We start from the raw sequence: 18798 nt of genomic DNA, 5'->3' as shown, positions 1-18798 counted from the left end.
CCGCCGCAACCGCCGCCGTTCTCCCCTCATCACCCCCCCCTCAGGAGATTGACATGGCAGCCGCATTGAATGGCCGCTCGGTCGCCGTGCTGGCGACGGATGGCGTGGAGCAGGTGGAACTGACCGAGCCGGTGAAGGCGCTGAAGCAGGCCGGGGCGCAGGTAACCGTGGTCTCGCCGAAGTCCGGCACGATCCAGGGCTGGAACCACATGGACAAGGGCGATGCCATCGCCGTGGACCAGGCGCTGGATGGGGCGGACCCGACGCGCTTCGACGCGCTGCTGCTGCCCGGCGGCGTGGTCAACCCGGACCAGCTCCGGCTGGAGCCCAAGGCGATCGACTTCATCCGGCATTTCGTCCAGGCGAAGAAGCCCATCGCGGCGATCTGCCACGGACCCTGGACCCTGATCGATGCCGGCGGCGTCAGCGGCCGGCGGATGACGAGCTGGCCCTCGCTGAAGGTGGACCTGACCAATGCCGGGGCGCAGTGGGAGGACAGCGAGGTGGTCACCGACCGCGGCCTCGTCACTTCCCGCAAGCCGGACGACATCCCGGCCTTCAGCCGCAAGATGATCGAGGAATTCGCCGAAGGCCGTCACGACCGGTGACAGCCACCGGCTGAACCAAGACAGCGGCGGCGCGGACGGTCTATAACGCTATCGTATGAACCGACGCGCCGCCCTTGCGACCCTGCCGCTCGGCCTGCTGGCCGGGGGCTGCACCCTGCCCCTGCCGCAGGACCTCGACGCGCCGGAGCCCCCCTGGCCGGTCGCCGCCGATTACCCGCAGAGCTTCCGCACCCTGCGGAACCGCATCATCGATGAGGCCGGCCGGCCCCGCAGCTTCCACGGGGTGGCGGTGCCGGAGGCGGTCTGGCTTTCCCAGCGGCAGGACGACAAGCTGGGCCATTTCAACCGCAACCTCTTCCGCGCCGCGGCCGAATGGCGGGCGGATATCGTGCGGCTCTCCGTCATGCCCGCGGTGCTGCGGCACCAGGGGGAGGCGGTGATGCTGCGGGTGCTGGATGCGGGCGTCGCCTATGCGCGGCGCTACGGCCTTTATCTCATCATCTGCTTCCACTCGATCGGCTTCCCGCCCGATGGCCGCTACACCCTGACGCGGGACGGCTTCTACGGCGACCTGCACGCGACCGATGGGGCGGAGATCTACCGCTTCTGGCAGACCGTCGCCCGGCGCTACGCCGGCAATCCCACCGTCGCCTTCTACGAACTCTTCAACGAACCGACCCTGGTCAACCCGGACCGCACCCCCTCCGACGCGGATGGGCCGGAGCATTGGCTGCGCTGGCGCGACTATGCCGAGGGGCTGGTCGATGCCATCCGGCTGGTCGATTTCCGCAAGCCGATCATCGTCGGCGGGCTGCAGTACAGCTACGACCTTTCCCATGCCCCGGCCGCGCCGGTGCGGCGGGACAACATCGTCTATGCGACGCATCCCTATGCCGGCTCCGACTGGCGGCGCGGCTGGGAGGAGGCCTTCCTCGGCCCGGCCCGGACCCTGCCGGTGATCGCCACCGAATTCGGCTGGGACGCCAAGGACCATCCGGAAAGCGCCCATCGCGGTCCCAGGCCGTACCGGGAGGCGATCTTCGAGGCCTTCGACGCGGCCGGCATCGGCTGGGCCGCCTGGGCCTTCTCGCATAGCTTCACCCCGGCCCTGCTGCAGGATGCCCGGACCTATCGGCCAACCGACTACGGGCTGGTGGTGCTGCAGGCGCTGCGGCAGCGCGCCCCGCCGATCGGCCCGGTGCGCGGGGTCTTCATCGCCACCTAGGGCCGCCTGCCGCAACCCTGATGCACAACTCTTGCAAAATCATTATGAATACGGGAAGCCTCCACCGGGCCGGCGCAGGATGCTGCGGCCGGGATGCCCGCAGGAGCTGCCGCGATGAGCCCGATCCGTCCCGACCCGCGCCCCTCGCGCCGCCGCCTCCTGGCAGCGGGCGGCCTGCTGGGCGGAGCCGGAACCCTGGGCCTCGGAACGCTGGGACTCGGGACCCTGGCACCGCACCGGGCCGGCGCCGAGATCCGCGGCCGCGCCGTCTTCGGCAAGGAGGGCTGGCTCTTCGGCGCCTGGGAGGACATCCGCCGGGTCAACCTGCAGCATACCCGCACCGCGGCCAATTTCCTGAACCGCACCGCCGATGAATTCCGCCGCAGCGGGATCGAGCTGCTGCTGACCCTCTCTCCCACCCGCGCCCGCACCTATGCCGACATGCTGCCGCCGGACTTCCAGCCGAACCAGGATGCCAGGCAGCGCTACGCCGCCCTGCTGACCGCGCTCCGCCGCAGCGGCACCCTGGTCCCGGACCTCGCCGCCGCGCTGGACGCTCAGCGCCAGGCCGGCCCCGACCTCGTCTTCTTCCGCACCGATACGCATTGGACCGGCGTCGGCGCCGAGGCCGCGGCGATCGAGACCGCGAAGCTCATCAAGGAGCGCGTGACCCTGCCCGCCGCCGCCAGGAAGGGCACGGCGCTCGGCGGCTGGGAGACCCGGACCTATCCCGGCGAATTCCGCAGCCTGATGACTCCCGCCGAGGCGGCCAAGGTCCCGGCGCAGGAATCCTACAAGGTCCATGCCGGCCGCTTCCGCTACGCCAGCGCCGCCGGGGAGCTGGTGGAGGAGGATGGGAACGACGTCGTCATCGTCGGCAACAGCTACATGCTGCCGCAATTCGGCTTTCCGCAGATGCTCTCCAACCAGCTCGACCGCCCGGTCGGGCTGGCGCTGAAGGCGCAGCGGGTCGGGCCCTTCAAGGTGATGCTGGACTACCTCGGCAGCAGCCAGTTCAAGGCCCAGCCCAAGCCCAGGCTGATCCTCTGGCATTTCCTCGAAGGCAGCGCCGACCAGATGCCGGAGGCGAAGGACTGGTGGGGCGAGAGCGGCGCCATGGCGTCGCAGGATTTCCTCGCTGCGCTCGGCACCGCCCTGGGCGGCCGCTGATGCGCCGCGCCGCTGTTGCCCTGGCGCTGCTCGCCGGCCCGGCGTCGGCCCAGCAGTTCCTGTACGAACCGCCGCCACCCCGCGGCGCCGCCCAGGTCCGCTTCGTCAATGCCCTGGCCGAGCCGGTGGAACTGCGCCCCAGCTTCGCCCAGCCGCTGAACCTCGGCACCGATCCCGCCGCCCGCATCGGCCGCTACGCCGTGGTGCCGGCAGTCGCGGGCAAGGCCTTCTCGGTCGGCATCGGCGGCCACGCCATTCCGCTCAGCCTGCCGCCCGATCGCCAGGTGACCGTCCTGCTGGTCGCCGGCGCCGAGGGCCCGCGCGCCCAGGTCATCGCCGACGAGGTGGAGTTCAACCAGACCCGCGCCCGGCTGCGCTTCTACAACGCCACCTCCGATTGCGACGCGGCATCGCTCTCGGTGCAGCCCGCCGGCGCCCGGGTCTTCGCCGAGGTGCCGCCGGGCGAGGCGCGGATGCGCGCGGTCAATCCGGTGACCGCCGAGGTCCAGGCCGGCTGCGCCGCCGGCGAGGCCCCGGCCATCGCGCTGCGCAACCTCGAGGTCGGCGCCGGCTACTCGATCTGGCTGATGGCGCCGGGCGGCCGGCTCACCGCCTTCGTCACCGCCGATGGCAACAAGCCCTGGGCGCCCTGACGCGGCGCCGAAAGCCTAGCCGTCCAGGTCCCGCAGCTTCCGCAATTCCGGGAAGAGCTTCATCCAGAGCAAGGCCACCGCCACCGTCCCGAGGCCGCCCAGCACCGCCGCCGGCACCGCCCCGACCAGCGCCGCCACCGCCCCGGCGCGGAAGTCGCCGAGCTGGTTGGACGCCCCGACGAAGAGCGAGTTCACCGCCGAGACCCGCCCGCGCATTTCGTCCGGCGTCTGCAGCTGCACCAGCGACGACCGCACCACCACGCTGACCACATCCGCCGCGCCGACCACCGCCAGCGCCGCGATCGAGAGCCACAGGCTGGCCGAAAGCGCGAAGACCGTGCTGGCGACGCCGAAGACCAGCAGCGCGCCGAACATCTTCGGCCCCACCGGCGCCCGCAGCGGCCGGTTGGCCAGCAGCACGGACATGCTCAACGCCCCCAGCGCCGGCGAGGCCCGCAGCAGCCCGAGCCCGGCCGGCCCCGTCCCCAGCACGTCGCGGGCGAAGATCGGCAGCAGCGCCACCGCGCCGCCCAGCAGCACCGCAAACAGGTCGAGCGAGATGGCCCCCAGCACCAGCCGGTGCCGCCGCACGAAGCCGAAGCCCATCAGCAGCGCCGCCAGACCCCGCGCATCGCTTGGCGGCAGCCGCGGCGCCCGGATGGCGATGGCCGCCCCGGCGCCCAGCAGCAGCAGCCCCGCCGCCGTGCCATAGGCCGCCGCCGGGCCGAAGACGTACAGCACCCCGCCCAGCGCCGGCCCCAGGATCTGCGCCGTCTGGTTGGCCGAGGCCGACCAGGCCGCCGCCCGCGGGAAGACCGCGCGGGGGACCAGCCCCGGCAGCAGCGAGGCCATGTTCGGCGCCTCCACCGCGCGGGCGCAGCCGACCAGGCCGATGAGGGTGAAGATCTGCTCCCGCCCCAGCCAGCCCTGCAGGCTGCCCAGCAGCAGCAGCGCCGCCAGCACCGCGACCAGCCCCTGGCAGCCGGCGACGATGGCCCGCCGGTCGCCGCGATCCGCCCAATGCCCGGCCGGCAGGGTCAGCACCAGCACCGGGATGAACTGCACCAGCCCGACCAGCCCGAGGTCGAGCGCGCTGCCGGTCAGCGCATAGAGCTGCCAGCCGACCGCGACGGCCAGCATCTGGAAGCAGAGGGTCGAGAGGACCCGGGAACACCAGAACAGCAGGAAGGGGCGATGCCGCAGGATGCTCGGCTGGGGACTTTCGGGTTCAGCCAACCGCCATCGCCTTGCGCGCCATGCCGTCAGCATAGCGCCGGCGCGGATCGCCTGCCTATGGCCGCTCGGCGGGCACCACCCGCAGCCGGCGGGGGTCGCCCCGCCGCAGCACCAGCACCTCGGCCGGCTCCCCCACCCGCTCCCCGGTCAGCCAGCGCAGCAGCGCATCCACGCCGGTCACCGGCTGGCCGCCAACCGAGAGCAGCAGGTCGCCGGCGGCGATCCCGGCCCGGTCGGCCGGCCCGCCCGGCTGCACCGCGGCGACCAGCACGCCCGTCTCCTGCGCCACCCCGATGGCGCGGGCGAAGCGGCGCGGCACCGCCTCCCGCTGCCCGGTCAGGCCGAGGCTGGCCCGCTTCACCCGGCCGAAGCGGATGAGCTGGCCGAGCACGAGCTGCGCGGTATTGGCCGCGACCGCGAAGCAGAGGCCCTGGGCGCCGGCGATGATGGCGGTGTTGATGCCGATCACCCGGCCGCCGCTGTCGACCAGCGCCCCGCCGGAATTGCCCGGGTTCAGCGCCGCATCGGTCTGCACCAGATCCTCGATCGGCCGCCCGCCGCGGCCGGCGAGGCTGCGCCCGATGGCGCTCACTACGCCGGCCGTCACCGTCGAGGAGAAGCCCAGCGGATTGCCGATGGCGATCGCCAGCTGGCCGACCCGCAGCGCCGCCGAATCGCCGAGGCTGGCCGCCGTCAGCGCCGCGCCGGTCTCGGCCCGCAGCAGCGCCAGGTCGGTGTCGCGGTCCTCCCCCAGCAGCCGCGCCGGCATCGGCCGGCCGTCGGCGGCGGTCAGCTGCACAGCCTCGGCGCCGGCCACGACATGGGCATTGGTCAGCACCAGCCCATCCGGGGAAACGACGACGCCGGAGCCGGTGCCGCCGCCGCGCGCCCCGCGCACCGCGACATGCACGACGGCCGGCCCGGCCCGGGCGACGGCCGCGGTGACCGCGCTGGAATAGGCATCGAGCAGTTCGGCGTCGGGGAAGAGCAAATCGGCATCGGACATGGCAAGCGGAGAGGTGGTGCGCCATCCGGCCCCCTCGCAAGCCGGCCATCCGGCCGGGTAGAAGCAGGCATGGACCTGCTCGAAATCCTGCTCGCGCTGATCGCCGCCAGCATCGGCTTCGCCCTGATCGCGCGGAAGCTGCAGTTTCCCTACGCCGTCATCCTGGTGCTCGGGGGCATGGTCCTGGCCTTCATCCCCGGCGTGCCGGAGGTGCCGCTGGATCCGGAGCTGGCACTGGCCTTCTTCCTCCCGCCGCTGCTGCAGCTCTCGGCCTATCGCACGGATTGGCGGGCCTTCCGCAGCAACCTGCGCCCCATCCTGCTGCTGGCGGTCGGTGCCGTGGCCTTCACCGCCTTCTGCATCGGCCTCGTCGCCACCTGGCTGGTCCCCGGCCTGCCCTTCGCCGCCGCCCTGGCGCTCGGCGCCATCGTCGCCCCGCCGGATGCGGTCGCCGCCGGCGCGGTGCTGCAGCGGCTGCGGCTGCCCAAGCGCATCGTCACCGTGCTCGAGGGCGAGAGCCTCATCAACGATGCCTCCTCCCTCGTGCTCTACAAGCTCGCCGTCGCGGCGGCGCTGGCGAGCGGCGGGCTCGGCGCGGCCAATGGCGTGGCGACCTTCGTGGCGCTGGCGCTCGGCGGCATCGCCGTCGGCTGGGTGGTCGGCAAGGCGACGCTCTGGGTGCTCGCCCGGCTCGACGACGTCATGCTGGAGACGACGACCGGATTCCTCGCCGCCTATGCCGCCTATCTGGCGGGGGAGGCGCTGCATGTCTCGGGGGTGATGGCGGTGGTGACGGCCGGGCTGCTCTATGGCCGGGCGCAGCACACGGTCTTCAGCTACAGCGCCCGGCTGAATGCCAGCGCGGTCTGGAAATTCGTCGAGTTCATCCTCAACAGCCTGGTCTTCCTGCTGATCGGCCTGCAGCTCAACCAGATCCTCCACCGCATTGCCGACCGCGGCGTGCCGGAACTCGCGGGCATCGCGCTCGGCCTCTCGGCAGCGCTCATCCTGACCCGCTTCCTCTGGGTCTTCCCGGCGACGCGGCTGCCCCGCTGCCTGCCGGGCCTCAGTCGCCGGGACCCGGTGCCGCCCTGGAGCTATGTCACCATCATCTCCTGGGCGGGGATGCGCGGCGTCGTCAGCCTTGCCGCCGCGCTCGCCCTGCCGGAGGACTTCCCCGAGCGCGACCTGCTCATCTTCCTCGCCTTCACCGCCATCCTGGCGACCCTGGTGCTGCAGGGCACCACCCTGGAATGGGTGATCCGCAAGCTGGGGGCCGAGCTGCCGCCGCATCCGAACGGGATCGACCCGGAGGAGGCGGAGGGCCGCCGGCTCATCGCCATCGCATCCCTGGCGGAGATCGAGCGCCGGGCGGAGGACCCGCTGGAAGGCGCCATCGCCGCCGACATGCTGGCCGAGTTCCGCGACCGCGCCGGGCATCTGCACCGCACCGCCCGCAGCCAGGGCGCCGCGATGGCGGAGCGCGCGGGGCGGCGGCGCATCCGGCTGGCGGCGCTGGAGGCCGCCCGGGCCGAGCTGATCGCGCATTACCAGGCCGGGCACCTGCAGGAGGAAGGCCTGGTGAGGCTGGAGCAGGAGCTGGACCTGGAGGAGATCCGGGTCCGCCAGGTCCTCGGCGACGAACGCACCGCGGGGCAGAAGCGGGCCGATGCGGCGAAGCGCAAGGCGGCGGAGGTGACCGACCGGGCCGCCGCCGCCGCGGCCTGAAAGCCCGGCCGGCTCAGCCGGCGGGGGGCCGGACCGTCGCCACCGGGCCGAGCCTTGCCGTCCGCAGCTCGTCGCGGATCTCGGCCAGCAGCAGCTCGGCCGGCGGGGTCGCCTTCTCGGCGGCGCCGAGCCGGTCCAGCCGCAGCTTCGACAGCAGCCGCACCACCCAGAAGATGGCGAAGGAGACGATCAGGAACTTGATGATCGTGTTGAGGAATTTGCCGACCGCCAGCACCGCCGCGCCGGATTGCCGCGTCGCCTCGAGCGAGGCCATGCGTTCCCCCTTGAGCACCACGAAGATATTGGAGAAATCGACGCCGCCGATCGCCAGGCCGATCAGCGGGTTGATCAGATCCTCGACCAGCGAGGTGACGATGGTGGTGAAGGCGGCGCCGATGACGAGGCCGACCGCCAGGTCCACCACGCTGCCGCGCATGAGGAAGGCCTTGAACTCACGCAGCCAAGCGGGCTCGTGCAACGGGATGGACGGCGGCATCGGCGACTCCCCAAGGGTTCCTCCTGCTGCAACGCGGAATCGCACCGGGGGATTGCCGCAACCATCGCGCCGGCGGAAAAATACCGCATGAGCCGACCCCCATCGCCGCCCCCGGCCTTCGCGCAGCAGATCACCTTCCTCTATGCCGAGGATCCGGCCGCCTGCCGGCATTTCTACGGCACCGTGCTGGGGCTGGAGCTGGTCCAGGACCAGGGCTTCGCCGCCATCTACGCGGTCGGCGGGCATCGCGGCTTCCTCGGCGTGGTCCAGGCGCGCGGCCCGCGGGAGGTGACCGACCCACGGCGGGAGGGCGGCGTGGTGGTCACGCTGGTCACGCCGGAGGTGGATGCCTGGCACGACCACCTGGCCGCCGCCGGCATCGCCCTCGAGGCCCCGCCGCGCCATGCCGCGGCCATGGGCATCACCCATTTCTTCTTCCGCGACCCGGCCGGCTACCTGTTGGAGATCCAGCGCTTCGACCGGCCGGACTGGCCCCCGCCAGGCTGACCTTGCCAAGCTGACCTTGCCACGCTGACTTCGCCTTGAGGTTGCGGTGCGGCCCGCAACCCCATCGGCCCGCCGGCGTTCCGACCTGGCCGGGCAGGTCATGCCGAGACGGCATCGCCGCCCGACGCACCACGATGCGAAGGAGAGGACGATGAGCTGGAAATGGGTGGGTGCCGCTGGTCTGGCCCTCGCGCTGGCCGCCTGCGGGACGAATAGCCAGGACCGGACCCAGGGCGGCGCCGCGGCGGGTGCGGCGACGGGCGCCGGCATCGGCGCCTTCGGCGGCCCGGTCGGGGCGCTGGCCGGCGCCGCGATCGGCGGCGGCGTCGGCGCGGTCACCGGTGCCACCACCAGCCCGCGCGACGTCAACCTCGGCACGCCGCCCTGGAGCAACCCGGAAGTCCGCACCCCGGTCGGCGAGGGCCGCCGTGCCCGCCGTGGCCGCACCGCCACGGCGCGGGCGAACGATCCCAACAAGGCCTACATGGGCGGCGGCATGGTCGGCACCGATGCGGCGACCGGCACGACGGCCAACCCCGCCCCGGCGGCCGGCGGCGGCACGGCGACGACCACCGCCCCGGTAAATGCCCCGCCGATGACGGGCCCCATGACCACGGCGCCCATGGCCTCCGGCCCCACGACGGCGGCCCCCATGAGCACCGCCCCGGCGGTCGTGCCGCCGCCCGCGGTGCGCTGAGCGGCGCAGGTCTCGGGCCCGGATCAGCGGGCCAGCAGCAGCTCCGGCAGCCCGGTGACCAGCGTCACCGGGAAGACCGTGCAGAGCACGACGGTCAGCACCAGCATCAGGAAGAAGGGCAGGCTGGCCATCGCCACCTCGGTCTGCTCCTTGCCCGTCATCGTCTGCATGACAAACAGGTTGAAGCCGACCGGCGGGGTGATCTCGGCGATCTCGACCAGCAGCACGATGAAGATGCCGAACCATACCAGGTCGAAGCCGGCGGCCTGGACCATCGGGATGACGATGGAGGTGGTGAGCACGATCATCGAGACGCCGTCGAGCGCGGTGCCCAGCAGCACATAGACCACGGTCAGGATGGCGATCAGCCCATAGGGGCCGAGGTTCAGCGCCGCGGCACCTTCCGCCAGCGCCGCCGGGATGCCGGTCAGCGCCATGGCCTTGGTGAGGAAGGCGGCGCCGGCCAGGATGAACATGATCATGCAGGACAGCCGCGTGGCGCCCTTCAGGCTGTCGACGAAGGCCCGCCAGGACAGCGTGCCGGTGACGGCGGCGAGGATCAGCGACCCCAGCACGCCGAAGGCCGCGGCCTCCGTCGCCGTGGCCCAGCCGACGAACATGGTGCCGATGGTGCCGATGATGAGCAGCGCGCAGGGGATGAGCTGGGCGCTGGCGCGCAGCTTCGCCGCGAAGCTCATCTTCGCGTCGCGCGGCGGCTGCTTGTCCGGGTTCAGCAGCGCCCAGACCGCGATATAGGCGCTGAACAGCAGCATCACGAGCAGGCCGGGAATGCAGCCGGCGATGAAGACGCGGATGATGCTGACCTCGGCCGCGACCGCATAGACCACCATGATGATCGACGGCGGGATGAGGATGCCGAGCGTGCCGGAGGTGGCGAGCGAGCCGATCGCCACGTTCTCGTCGTAGCCGCGGCGCTTGAGTTCGGGCAGCGCGATCTTGGAGACGGTGGCGCAGGTCGCCGCGCTCGAGCCCGAGACGCTGCCGAAGATGCCGCAGGCCAGGATGTTCACGTGCAGCAGGCCGCCGGGGATGCGCCGCACCCAGGGGGCGAGGCCGTTGAACAGCTCCTCCGACAGCTTGGTGCGGAACAGGATCTCGCCCATCCAGACGAACATCGGCAGCGCCGCGAGCGTCCAGGAGCCGGTCGATTCCCAGAAGGCCGAGGCGAGGAAGAGCCCCGGGCTGGGGTGGACGAAGACCATGGCAATATAGCCGACGCCGGCGAGCGCCATCGAGATCCAGAGCCCGGCCCCGAGCAGCAGGCAGAGCAGCACCAGCAGGAGCAGCGCGAAGGTCAAGAGATCCATGGTGCCTAAACCTCCGCCGAGAAGTCGCCGGCGGCGGCGCGTTCTTCCGCGGCCACCACGTAGCTGGGCTTGGCACCGCCAAGGACGATGATGAGCTCGTCGATGATGGCGATGAGCAGGAGGCCCGCCCCCGCCGGCACCGCGATCTTCGGGATCCAGAGCGGGATGGGCACGGTGCCCTGCGCCACCTCCTCGATCTCCCAGCTGAACCACATGTCCTGCGCGGTCCAGAAGGTGACATAGGCCATCAGCGCCGCCGCCAGGGCGAGCACCGCCATCTCCGCCAGCCGGCGCGGCCCGGGGGCCAGCTTGTCGAGCAGCATGCCGACGCGGATCAGCTCGCCCCGCTTGAAGGTGGCGGCGAGCGCGAAGAAGGTGGTGGAGACGCAGAGGTAGGCGCTGATGTCATCCGCGGCGGGAAGCTGCAATTGCAGTTCCCGCATCACCACCTGCGCCATCATGATGCAGAAGATGCCGAGCAGCGACAGCGCGGCGAGGCCGGCCCCGGCGCTGTAGAGGGTATCGAGCAGGCGGCGCATGCGGCTCAGCCGGCCCCATGCGAATGGGCATGAACGGGGGGCGCCGCGCCCGGATGGCGGCTGGTGAATGGCATGATCGAAGCCCCCTCATGACGACCCGCGATGGGTCGGTATCCCCGTCCTCCAACCATGCGCTGCGACAAACGGCCGGCGCAAGGGGCCGGACGGCGGCGCCATCGGCGACCAAGGCGGGCTCTGCCCGCTATCCGGGCAGCCATGGCGGCGGCTGCCCGGCAGGTGGTCAGGCGCCGGTCGACGTCAGGCGCGCAGCGCCTCGACCAGCTTCTTGCCGTCCTCGCCGGTGCGGGCGACCCATTCCTCGGTCATGGTGGCGCCGATCGCCAGCAGCCCGGCGCGCACATCTGCCGGGATGGTGCCGATGGTCAGGCCCTTCTCGGCCAGCCGCGCCTGGCTGTGCTCCTGCGCCTCGGCGGCATAGGTCCAGCCGCGGGCATCGGCGCGGGCGGCGGCGGCGCGGACGGCGGCCTGCTGGTCGGCCGGCAGGCCTTCGAGCGCCCGGCGGGAGATCAGCACGGCATTCTTCGTCATCGAGAAGACCGCCGGGGTGAAGATCTTGGCATAGTCCCAGGCGGAGGTATCGACGCCGGTCTGGGCGCTGGTGACCATGGCCGTGGCGATGCCGGTGGCGAAGGCCTGGGCCAGCTCCGCCTGCTGCACCAGCACCGGGTTGGCGCCGACTAGCGCGGCGAAGCGGTTGGTCAGCGGGCTGAAGGTGCGGAAGCGGCTGCCCTTCAGCACGTCCAGCGAGGTCATCGGCACCTGGGTATAGAAGCCCGCCGCCGGCCAGGTGGCGGAATAGAGCAGCGACAGGCCCTGGCGGCCGAAGCGCGCCTCGATATAGGGCTTCTGCAGCTCCGCCAGCTTCTTGGCGCCGGCGAAGTCGGGCACCAGGAAGGGCACCGCATCGGCGTCGAAGAAGGGGTCCTCGTTGGAATAGGCGGTCAGCAGGATCTCGCCGATCTGCACCTGCCCGGTCTGCACGCCGCGCTTGATCTGCGGCATCGGCAGCAGCGAGGCATTGCTGTGGAGCTGGATCTGCAGCTTGCCACCCGTCGTCTGCTCGACGTCGGCGCAGAACTCGCGGATGTTGCGGGTGTGGAAATTGCCGTCCGGATAGGCGGTGGCCATCTGCCACTTGGTCTGGGCATGGGCCTCCCCGCCGCGCAACAGGGCGGGGGCGGCCAGCAGGGCGGGGGCCGCCAGCAGCATGCGGCGGTGAAGATGCGGCATCGAAACACTCCCGAAAACATTGCCTGGTCGCAGAGATGCGCGGGCGGCGCCGCCCTGGCAAGTCTCCGCTCCTTGCAACTTCCGGGCTAGAGCGGCCAGTCGCGCGCCGGGTCCACCCCTGCCCCGGCCAGGAATCTGCGGATCGCCCCGACCTCCTCCTTCGACAGGCTATGGTGCTGGGCGGGAAAGCCCTGGGTATGGCCGTTCAGGCTGATCAGCATCTGGCCATGGCCGCCATGGGCGACGGTGGCGCCGATCTCCTCCAGCGCGGACTGGACCTGCCGCGGGTCCAGGTTGCTGCTGACGGGGTGGCTGAACAGGGCGTGCAGGACCTTGCGGTGATGGTGGTTCATGCGGGCCTCCTCGGGGTTGCCGCACTGAAGCACCCGGAACGCCCGCCGTCCTTGCGCCAGGTCAAGCCGCCCCCGGCACGGCGGCTAGCCGGCGGCGGTGACGTAGTGCTTGAGCTCCTCCGCCTCCTGCTCCGCCGCCTCGATGCGCGCCTTCACCAGGTCGCCGATCGAGACCATGCCGACCAGCCCGCCGCCGGCATCCAGCACCGGCAGATGCCGTACCCGGCGCGTGGTCATCAGGGTGAGCGCTTCCACCACCAGCGCCTCCGGCCGCACCGTCACCAGGTCCCGCGTCATGAACTGGTGCACCGGCAGGCCGGTGGTGCCGGGGCCATGCCCGGCCATGCCGCGGATGACGTCACGCTCGCTGACGATGCCGCGCAGCCGGCCGTCGGGGTCGCGCACCAGCGCCGCGCCGATGCGGTGGCGGGCCAGCAGCCTGGCGAGGTCCAGTATGGTGTCGTCGGGGCCGACCGAGACGACCGCGTTGCCCTTGCCCTTGAGGATCGAGGCGATGATCATGCGAAGCCCTCCCATGGACCGGGCCTTGCTGGCTGGGCGGCGGGATGCCCCGCCCCGCCCTGGCCAGCATCAGTCGCGGCCTTGGGCGAAAGGCTGCGCCACCGGATGGAGCGCTTGCAAGAAAAACCAGCCCCGCCGCCGCGTCATTCCGCCGCCTTCACCGGCGCCGTGGCCGGCGGCACCGGCAGCGGCGCCGCGGTGAGCTGGGTCTTCACCAGCTCGGCGAAGCGGCCGCCCTGCTGGACCAGCGTGTCGAAGCTGCCGCGTTCGAGGATGCGGCCGCCCTCGAAGACCAGGATCTCGTCCGCGTCGCGCACGGTGGACAGCCGATGGGCGATGATGAAGGTGGTGCGCCCGGCCATCAGCGCCTTGAGCGCGATCTGCACCCGGGCCTCGGTCGCGGCATCCAGCGCGCTGGTCGCCTCGTCGAGGATCAGAACCGGCGGGTCCTTCAGCAGGGCGCGGGCGATGGCCAGGCGCTGGCGCTGGCCGCCCGAGAGGCTGGCCCCGCGCTCGCCCACCATGGTGTCGTAGCCCTGCGGCTGGCGGATGATGAAGTCATGCGCCTCGGCCATCTGGCAGGCCCGCTCGATCTCGGCCTGGGTCGCCTCGGGCCGGCCGATCAGCAGGTTGTCCTTGATGGTGCGGTTGAACAGCATGCTCTCCTGGAAGACCACGCCGATGTTGCGGCGGAGGCTTTCCAGGGTGATGTCGCGCAGGTCCCGGCCATCCAGCGTCACCCGCCCGCCGACCGGATCCCAGAGCCGCTGCAGCAGCGCCATGGCGGTGGACTTGCCGGCGCCGGTCTGGCCGACGAGGGCCAGGGTGCGTCCCGGGGCGGCCTTGAAATTGACGTCCGAGAGGATGCGGTTGCCGCCGGGATAGGCGAAGGCGACGTCCTCGAAGGCGACCTCGCCTTCGGCGCGGCCGATGGCCAGGGCGCCGGGGCGTTCCGGCACGCTGGTCTGGGCATCCATCACCTCGAAGAATTCCGCGATGCCGGGTGCCTGGAAGACCAGGCGGGAGACGAAGGCGACGGCGCCTTCCAGCTTGCCGATCAGCAGCGTGGCGAAGCCCATGAAGCTGACGATCTCGCCGACCGTCGCCTTGCCGTCCAGATGCAGCACGGTGCCGAGGATGAAGATGGCAATGACCGTCAGCGTGCTGGCGGCGCGGGTCAGCACGCTGACCACGGCCCACCAGTTCAGCACCGGGAATTGGTGGTCGAGCACCTGACGCACGATATCGCCGAACATCCGCGCCTCGGAGTTCAGCCGGGTGAAGGACTGCACGACGATGACGTTGGAGAGCGCATCCTGCGCGGTGCCGGCGAGGCGGGACTGGAACATCTCCACCCGCCCTTGGGCGAATTCGGTCTTGCGGATGACGATGGCGGTGATGATGGCGAAGACCACCACCAGCGAGATCAGCAGCAGGCCGAGCCGCCAGTTCATCGCCAGGGTCAGCGGCAGCAGCACGATGGCGGCGACGAAGGTCGAGAAATGGTCGCGGAAGAAGGACAGCCAGATGCTGAACAGGTTGTCGGCACCGACCAGCATCACCTTCATCAGCCGGCCGGATTGCACATCCCCGTGAAAGGACAGCGGCAGGGACAGCACATGCTCGAAGTAGCGGTGCATGGAGGTGAGACGGTTGCGATGCGCCATGCGGTCGGCGAGCAGCGAGACGGCGACCGTCGCGCCGATGCCGGAAAGGCCGACCGCGCCCCAGAGCGACAGCAGCACCAGCGCCCTTTCCCAGACCTGTTCCCGCCCCATCCCTGCGGCATGCGACAGCACGTCGACCACCCGGCCGAACAGGACCGGTTCCAGGAACAGCAGCCCGGCGAGGGCGATGTTGGCGATGGCGAGGCCGACCGCGACCCAGCGGTCCGGTGCCAGCACACGCAGGACCCGGCCATAGAGCCTGATAAATTGCATCCCGCAGCGCCCTTGCTCAGATCCCGCGCCCGCGAAGTCCGGGCGCGGCCTTGCCTACAGGCGAGCCACCCCCGACGGCAAGGCTCGTCAGTGCCAAGGCGGCGGGGCTTGCCCGCCCCACCGCCGATGCGGCAGGAACAGGGTTGGATCGGCGCAAGGGGGCGGGAGTTCCCCAGCGGCGGAGGAGATGCCGGAATGATGCTGTCAAGGAGCCACCTGCGGCGGAGGTTGGCGCGGCAAGGATTGGCCGCTGCCGCCGTTCTGCTGCTGTCCCCCCGCCCGAGCCCGGCGCAACCCGCCATCACCGCGGCGGATTGGCCAACCCGCTCGATGCGGCTGATCATCCCCTTCCCGCCCGGCGGCGCGACCGACCTGCTGGCGCGGGTGCTGGCGGACCGGCTGGGGACGCGGCTCGGCCAGACCGTGGTGGCGGAGAATCGGGGCGGCGCCGCCGGGGTGATCGCGGCCGAGGCCGCCAGCCGGGCGGACCCGGATGGCTACACGCTGTTCTTCGGCTCGATCGGCACCGCCTCGATCAATGCGCATCTCCACAGCAAGCTGAGCTACCGGCCGGAGGACCTGCTGCCGGTCGCGCTGTTTGCCGACCTGCCCAATGTGCTGGTGGTGCGGCGGGACAGCCCCTTCCGCAGCGTGGCGGATGTGGTGGCGGCGGCCCGGGCCAAGCCGGGGGAGCTGACCTATGCCTCCTCGGGCAGCGGCAGCAGCCTGCATCTCTCGGGCGAGATGCTGAAGGCGGATGCCGGCGTCGATATCCTGCACGTACCCTTCCGCGGCGGCGCCGATACCGCCAACCAGATCATGGGCGGGCGGATCGACCTCGGGATGAACAACGTCCCCTCGGTCATCGCCCTGATCCGCGGCGGGCAGCTGCGGGCGCTGGCGGTGACCAGCCCGGAGCGGAGCGAGGCGCTGCCGGAGGTGCCGACCATCGCCGAGAGCGGCGTCCCCGGCCTGGCCGGCTACGCCGCGACCGCCTGGTTCGGCCTGCAGGTGCCGCGCGGCACGCCTGCCCCGATCATCGACCGGCTGAACCGGGAGGTGAACGCGATCTGCGCCGAGCCGCAGACGATCGAGCGCGTCACCAGCGTCGGTGCCCGGATGCGCGGCGGCTCACCCGCGGATTTCGCCCGTTTCATCGCCCAGGAAAATGATCGCTGGGCCGCGGTGATCCGGCGTTCCGGCGCGCAAGTGGACTGACCTTCCGGATCGCAGGGTGCTAGCCTGCCGAAAAATCCGGGGAGTCCGTTCAATGACAGTCACGCGTCGCGCCACCCTCGTGGCGGGGGCCTCGCTGCTGGCCGCGCCGGCCTTCGCCCAGGGCGGCTGGCCGAACCGCACCATCCGCCTGGTGGTGCCCTTCACCCCGGCCGGGACCACCGACATCGCCGCCCGCATCCTGGCGGAGCGGCTGACGCAGCGGCTGGGGCAGAGCGTGATCGTCGAGAACCGGCCCGGCGCCGGCGGCAACATCGGCTCCGACTTCGTCGTGAAGTCCGAGCCGGATGGCTATACCCTGCTGATGTGCACGGTGAGCTCCGGCGCCATCAACTACAGCCTCTACGGCGCCAAGATGCCCTACAAGCCGGAGGAGCTGGCCGCCGCCGGGCTGATGCTGCAGGTGCCGAACGCGATCTTCGTCACCAATGCGCTGCCGGTGAAGACGCTGAAGGAACTGGTGGACTACGCCCGCGCCCGGCCGGGCCAGCTCAACAACGGCAGCTCCGGCATCGGCACCTCGCTGCACCTGACCGGGGAGCTGCTGAAGGCGGTCACCGGCATCCAGATGCAGCACGTTCCCTTCCGCGGCGCCGGGCCGATGCTGCAGGAAGTGATCGCCGGGCGGATCGAGGTGGCGGTGGACAACCTGCCCAGCGTCATCGGCCATATCCGCGACGGGCGGCTGCGGGCGCTGGCGGTGACGACGGCGATGCGGAGCCCGGCGCTGCCGGATGTGCCGACCACCGCCGAGGCCGGCTTCCCCGACGTGCAGGCGACGGCCTGGTTCGGCATCCAGGTGCCGCGGGCGACGCCGCGCGCCATCGTCGACCGGCTCGGGACCGAGATCGACGCGGCGGTGAAGGAGCCGGAGACCCGCGCGAAGATCGCCGACCTCGGCGGCATGGCGCCGGGGCTGACACCCGACGGCGGCACCAGCCCGGCCGCCTTCGAGACCTATATCAAGGCCGAGATCGTCAAATGGACCGAGGTGGTCCGCAAGTCCGGGGCGACCGCGGAATGAGCGGCCTCGGGCGCCGCGGCCTGCTGGCGGCGGGGACGCTGCTGGCGGCACCCGCGATTGCCCAGGAAGGCTTCCCCAACCGGCCGATCCGGCTGGTGATCCCCTTCACCCCGGCCGGCACCACCGACCTGACCGGGCGGCTGGGCGCGGAACAGCTCGGCCGGCGGCTGGGCCAGCCGGTGGTGGTCGAGAACCGGGCCGGCGCGGGCGGCAACGTCGGGGCGGAATACGTCGCCCGGGCGGAGCCGGATGGCTATACGCTGCTGCTGACCACGATCGGCACCGGGGCGATCAACTTCGCCGTCTATGGCGACAAGATGCCCTACAAGCCGGCGGACCTCGCCGCGGTCGGGTTGTTCATCCGGGTGCCCAACGTGCTGATGGTGCCGCCCGAGGTTGCCGTGCGCGACGTGGCCGGGCTGGTGGCCCAGGCCAAAGCACGCCCCGGCGGGCTGAACTACGGCACCGCCGGCATCGGCTCCTCCCCGCATGTCTGCATGGAGCTGTTCGGGCTGATGACCGGGGCGGCGCTGACGCATGTGCCCTATCGCGGCAGCGCGCCGATGATCACCGAACTGACGGCCGGGCGGGTGGATGCCGGCATGGACAATATCCCGTCCTCCCTGCCCTTCATCAAGGACGGCAAGCTGCGGGCGATCGCCACCACCGGCGCGACGCGGAGCGCGGTGCTGCCCGACGTGCCGACCCTGGACGAGGCGGGGCTGAAGGGGTTCGAGGCGACGGCCTGGTTCGGGATCCTGGCGCCGGCGGGAACGCCGCGGGCGGTGATCGAGACGCTCGGCCGGGCGGTGGACGAGACCGCGCGGGATGCCGATTTCCGGGCGCGGATGGGGGTGCTCGGGGCGGAATTGCCGGCGCTGACGCCGGGTGGCGGCAGCGCCCCGGCCCCCTTCGAGGCCTTCCTGGCGGCGGAGCGGGCGAAGTGGCTGGACGTGGCGAAGCGGAGCGGGGCGCGGGTGGAATGAGCGCTCAATTCCGCTAAAACCTGCTCAATTCCGTAAAATTCGCCTCAATTCGCTAAAATTCGGCTCAAATTGACTAAAATTTATCGCGGTAAGTGACTGATTTTGTTGGATTCATCCCGGCGAGATAGGTGATTCCAGCTGGTCCAGGCCCTGGCCGGGCGCGACGGTGCCTTTGACTATATTCCTATAGCCTGGTGCGGCCGGCGGTGCAAGGCCGGCGATGACGATGCCGTTCGCCGCGCCCGGGCCGGGTTGCCTTGCGGGGTCCCAGGGGTTAGGGCGCCCGCAAACCCCGGGAGACCCTGATGACCCTGCCCCGCCCCATCTTGTCC

Annotated in this window: 19 protein-coding genes; 10 read left to right on the top strand and 9 right to left on the bottom strand. The window is 71.4% G+C overall.

Annotated features, from left to right (window positions below; genetic code table 11):
- The first annotated feature begins 53 nt into the window (after positions 1–53).
- The 4 genes from AC0IW9_RS24540 to AC0IW9_RS24525 all read left to right on the top strand — a co-directional run bounded on the left by AC0IW9_RS24540 (position 54) and on the right by AC0IW9_RS24525 (position 3617).
- The gene (locus AC0IW9_RS24540) at positions 54–608 is read left to right on the top strand and encodes a type 1 glutamine amidotransferase domain-containing protein (protein WP_471650944.1); all 555 of its coding nucleotides are present in this window, start codon (positions 54–56) and stop codon (positions 606–608) included.
- 55 nt (positions 609–663) lie between these two features.
- Positions 664–1794: a glycoside hydrolase family 5 protein gene (locus AC0IW9_RS24535; protein ID WP_471650943.1), complete on the top strand. Its 1131-nt coding sequence runs from the start codon at positions 664–666 to the stop codon at positions 1792–1794.
- A gap of 114 nt (positions 1795–1908) precedes the next feature.
- Positions 1909–2964: an alginate O-acetyltransferase AlgX-related protein gene (locus AC0IW9_RS24530; protein WP_471650942.1), complete on the top strand. Its 1056-nt coding sequence runs from the start codon at positions 1909–1911 to the stop codon at positions 2962–2964.
- A complete protein-coding gene (locus AC0IW9_RS24525) occupies positions 2964–3617 on the top strand; it encodes an ABC transporter permease (protein ID WP_471650941.1) in 654 nt (217 codons plus the stop codon). Before AC0IW9_RS24530 ends, AC0IW9_RS24525 begins: the two co-directional genes overlap by 1 nt.
- Before the next feature lie 15 nt (positions 3618–3632).
- On the opposite strand, the gene AC0IW9_RS24520 is transcribed toward AC0IW9_RS24525, so the two are convergent.
- On the bottom strand, positions 3633–4853 hold the full coding sequence (locus AC0IW9_RS24520; protein WP_471650940.1) for an MFS transporter: 1221 nt from the start codon (positions 4851–4853) through the stop codon (positions 3633–3635).
- Between the two features lie 55 nt (positions 4854–4908).
- Entirely contained in the window at positions 4909–5859 is a 951-nt protein-coding gene (locus tag AC0IW9_RS24515) for a S1C family serine protease (RefSeq protein ID WP_471650939.1), read from the bottom strand.
- Positions 5860–5928: 69 nt separating this feature from the next.
- Here AC0IW9_RS24515 and AC0IW9_RS24510 point away from each other — a divergent pair, with 69 nt between their 5' ends.
- Positions 5929–7587 carry a Na+/H+ antiporter gene (locus tag AC0IW9_RS24510; RefSeq protein WP_471650938.1) on the top strand — a complete coding sequence of 553 codons (1659 nt, stop codon included), beginning with the start codon at positions 5929–5931 and terminating at the stop codon, positions 7585–7587.
- 13 nt (positions 7588–7600) lie between these two features.
- On the opposite strand, the gene mscL is transcribed toward AC0IW9_RS24510, so the two are convergent.
- Positions 7601–8083, bottom strand: coding sequence for a large conductance mechanosensitive channel protein MscL (gene mscL, locus AC0IW9_RS24505; RefSeq protein ID WP_471650937.1), 483 nt, complete (start codon positions 8081–8083; stop codon positions 7601–7603).
- Positions 8084–8170: 87 nt separating this feature from the next.
- On the opposite strand from mscL, the gene AC0IW9_RS24500 reads away from it, so the two are divergent.
- Both AC0IW9_RS24500 and AC0IW9_RS24495 read left to right on the top strand, forming a co-directional pair.
- Positions 8171–8590 carry a VOC family protein gene (locus AC0IW9_RS24500; protein WP_471650936.1) on the top strand — a complete coding sequence of 140 codons (420 nt, stop codon included), beginning with the start codon at positions 8171–8173 and terminating at the stop codon, positions 8588–8590.
- Between the two features lie 151 nt (positions 8591–8741).
- Positions 8742–9287 (top strand): hypothetical protein, encoded by a 546-nt coding sequence (locus AC0IW9_RS24495; RefSeq protein ID WP_471650935.1) that lies wholly within the window; start codon positions 8742–8744, stop codon positions 9285–9287.
- A 23-nt stretch (positions 9288–9310) separates the two neighbouring features.
- Here the strand turns inward: AC0IW9_RS24495 and AC0IW9_RS24490 are convergent, their stop codons facing one another.
- From AC0IW9_RS24490 to AC0IW9_RS24465, 6 genes are all read right to left on the bottom strand, one after another.
- A complete protein-coding gene (locus AC0IW9_RS24490) occupies positions 9311–10615 on the bottom strand; it encodes a TRAP transporter large permease (protein WP_471650934.1) in 1305 nt (434 codons plus the stop codon).
- Positions 10616–10620: 5 nt separating this feature from the next.
- Entirely contained in the window at positions 10621–11154 is a 534-nt protein-coding gene (locus tag AC0IW9_RS24485) for a TRAP transporter small permease (RefSeq protein ID WP_471650933.1), read from the bottom strand.
- A gap of 258 nt (positions 11155–11412) precedes the next feature.
- Positions 11413–12405, bottom strand: a complete 993-nt coding sequence (locus AC0IW9_RS24480) for a TRAP transporter substrate-binding protein (RefSeq protein ID WP_471650932.1) — start codon at positions 12403–12405, stop codon at positions 11413–11415.
- A gap of 86 nt (positions 12406–12491) precedes the next feature.
- Positions 12492–12758: a hypothetical protein gene (locus AC0IW9_RS24475; RefSeq protein WP_471650931.1), complete on the bottom strand. Its 267-nt coding sequence runs from the start codon at positions 12756–12758 to the stop codon at positions 12492–12494.
- Between the two features lie 84 nt (positions 12759–12842).
- Positions 12843–13280 carry a CBS domain-containing protein gene (locus AC0IW9_RS24470; protein ID WP_471650930.1) on the bottom strand — a complete coding sequence of 146 codons (438 nt, stop codon included), beginning with the start codon at positions 13278–13280 and terminating at the stop codon, positions 12843–12845.
- 143 nt (positions 13281–13423) lie between these two features.
- Entirely contained in the window at positions 13424–15220 is a 1797-nt protein-coding gene (locus AC0IW9_RS24465) for a glucan ABC transporter ATP-binding protein/ permease (protein WP_471650929.1), read from the bottom strand.
- Positions 15221–15415: 195 nt separating this feature from the next.
- Between AC0IW9_RS24465 and AC0IW9_RS24460 the strand changes: the two genes are divergently transcribed.
- The 3 genes from AC0IW9_RS24460 to AC0IW9_RS24450 are packed head-to-tail and all read left to right on the top strand — an operon-like array spanning position 15416 to position 18466.
- Positions 15416–16438 carry a Bug family tripartite tricarboxylate transporter substrate binding protein gene (locus AC0IW9_RS24460; RefSeq protein ID WP_471650928.1) on the top strand — a complete coding sequence of 341 codons (1023 nt, stop codon included), beginning with the start codon at positions 15416–15418 and terminating at the stop codon, positions 16436–16438.
- A 52-nt stretch (positions 16439–16490) separates the two neighbouring features.
- Positions 16491–17480 carry a Bug family tripartite tricarboxylate transporter substrate binding protein gene (locus AC0IW9_RS24455; RefSeq protein WP_471650927.1) on the top strand — a complete coding sequence of 330 codons (990 nt, stop codon included), beginning with the start codon at positions 16491–16493 and terminating at the stop codon, positions 17478–17480.
- Positions 17477–18466: a Bug family tripartite tricarboxylate transporter substrate binding protein gene (locus tag AC0IW9_RS24450; protein ID WP_471650926.1), complete on the top strand. Its 990-nt coding sequence runs from the start codon at positions 17477–17479 to the stop codon at positions 18464–18466. Before AC0IW9_RS24455 ends, AC0IW9_RS24450 begins: the two co-directional genes overlap by 4 nt.
- Positions 18467–18798 lie beyond the last annotated feature (332 nt).

Source organism: Belnapia sp. AC561, assembly GCF_979252845.1.
This window is presented reverse-complemented; position numbering and strand designations above follow the sequence as displayed.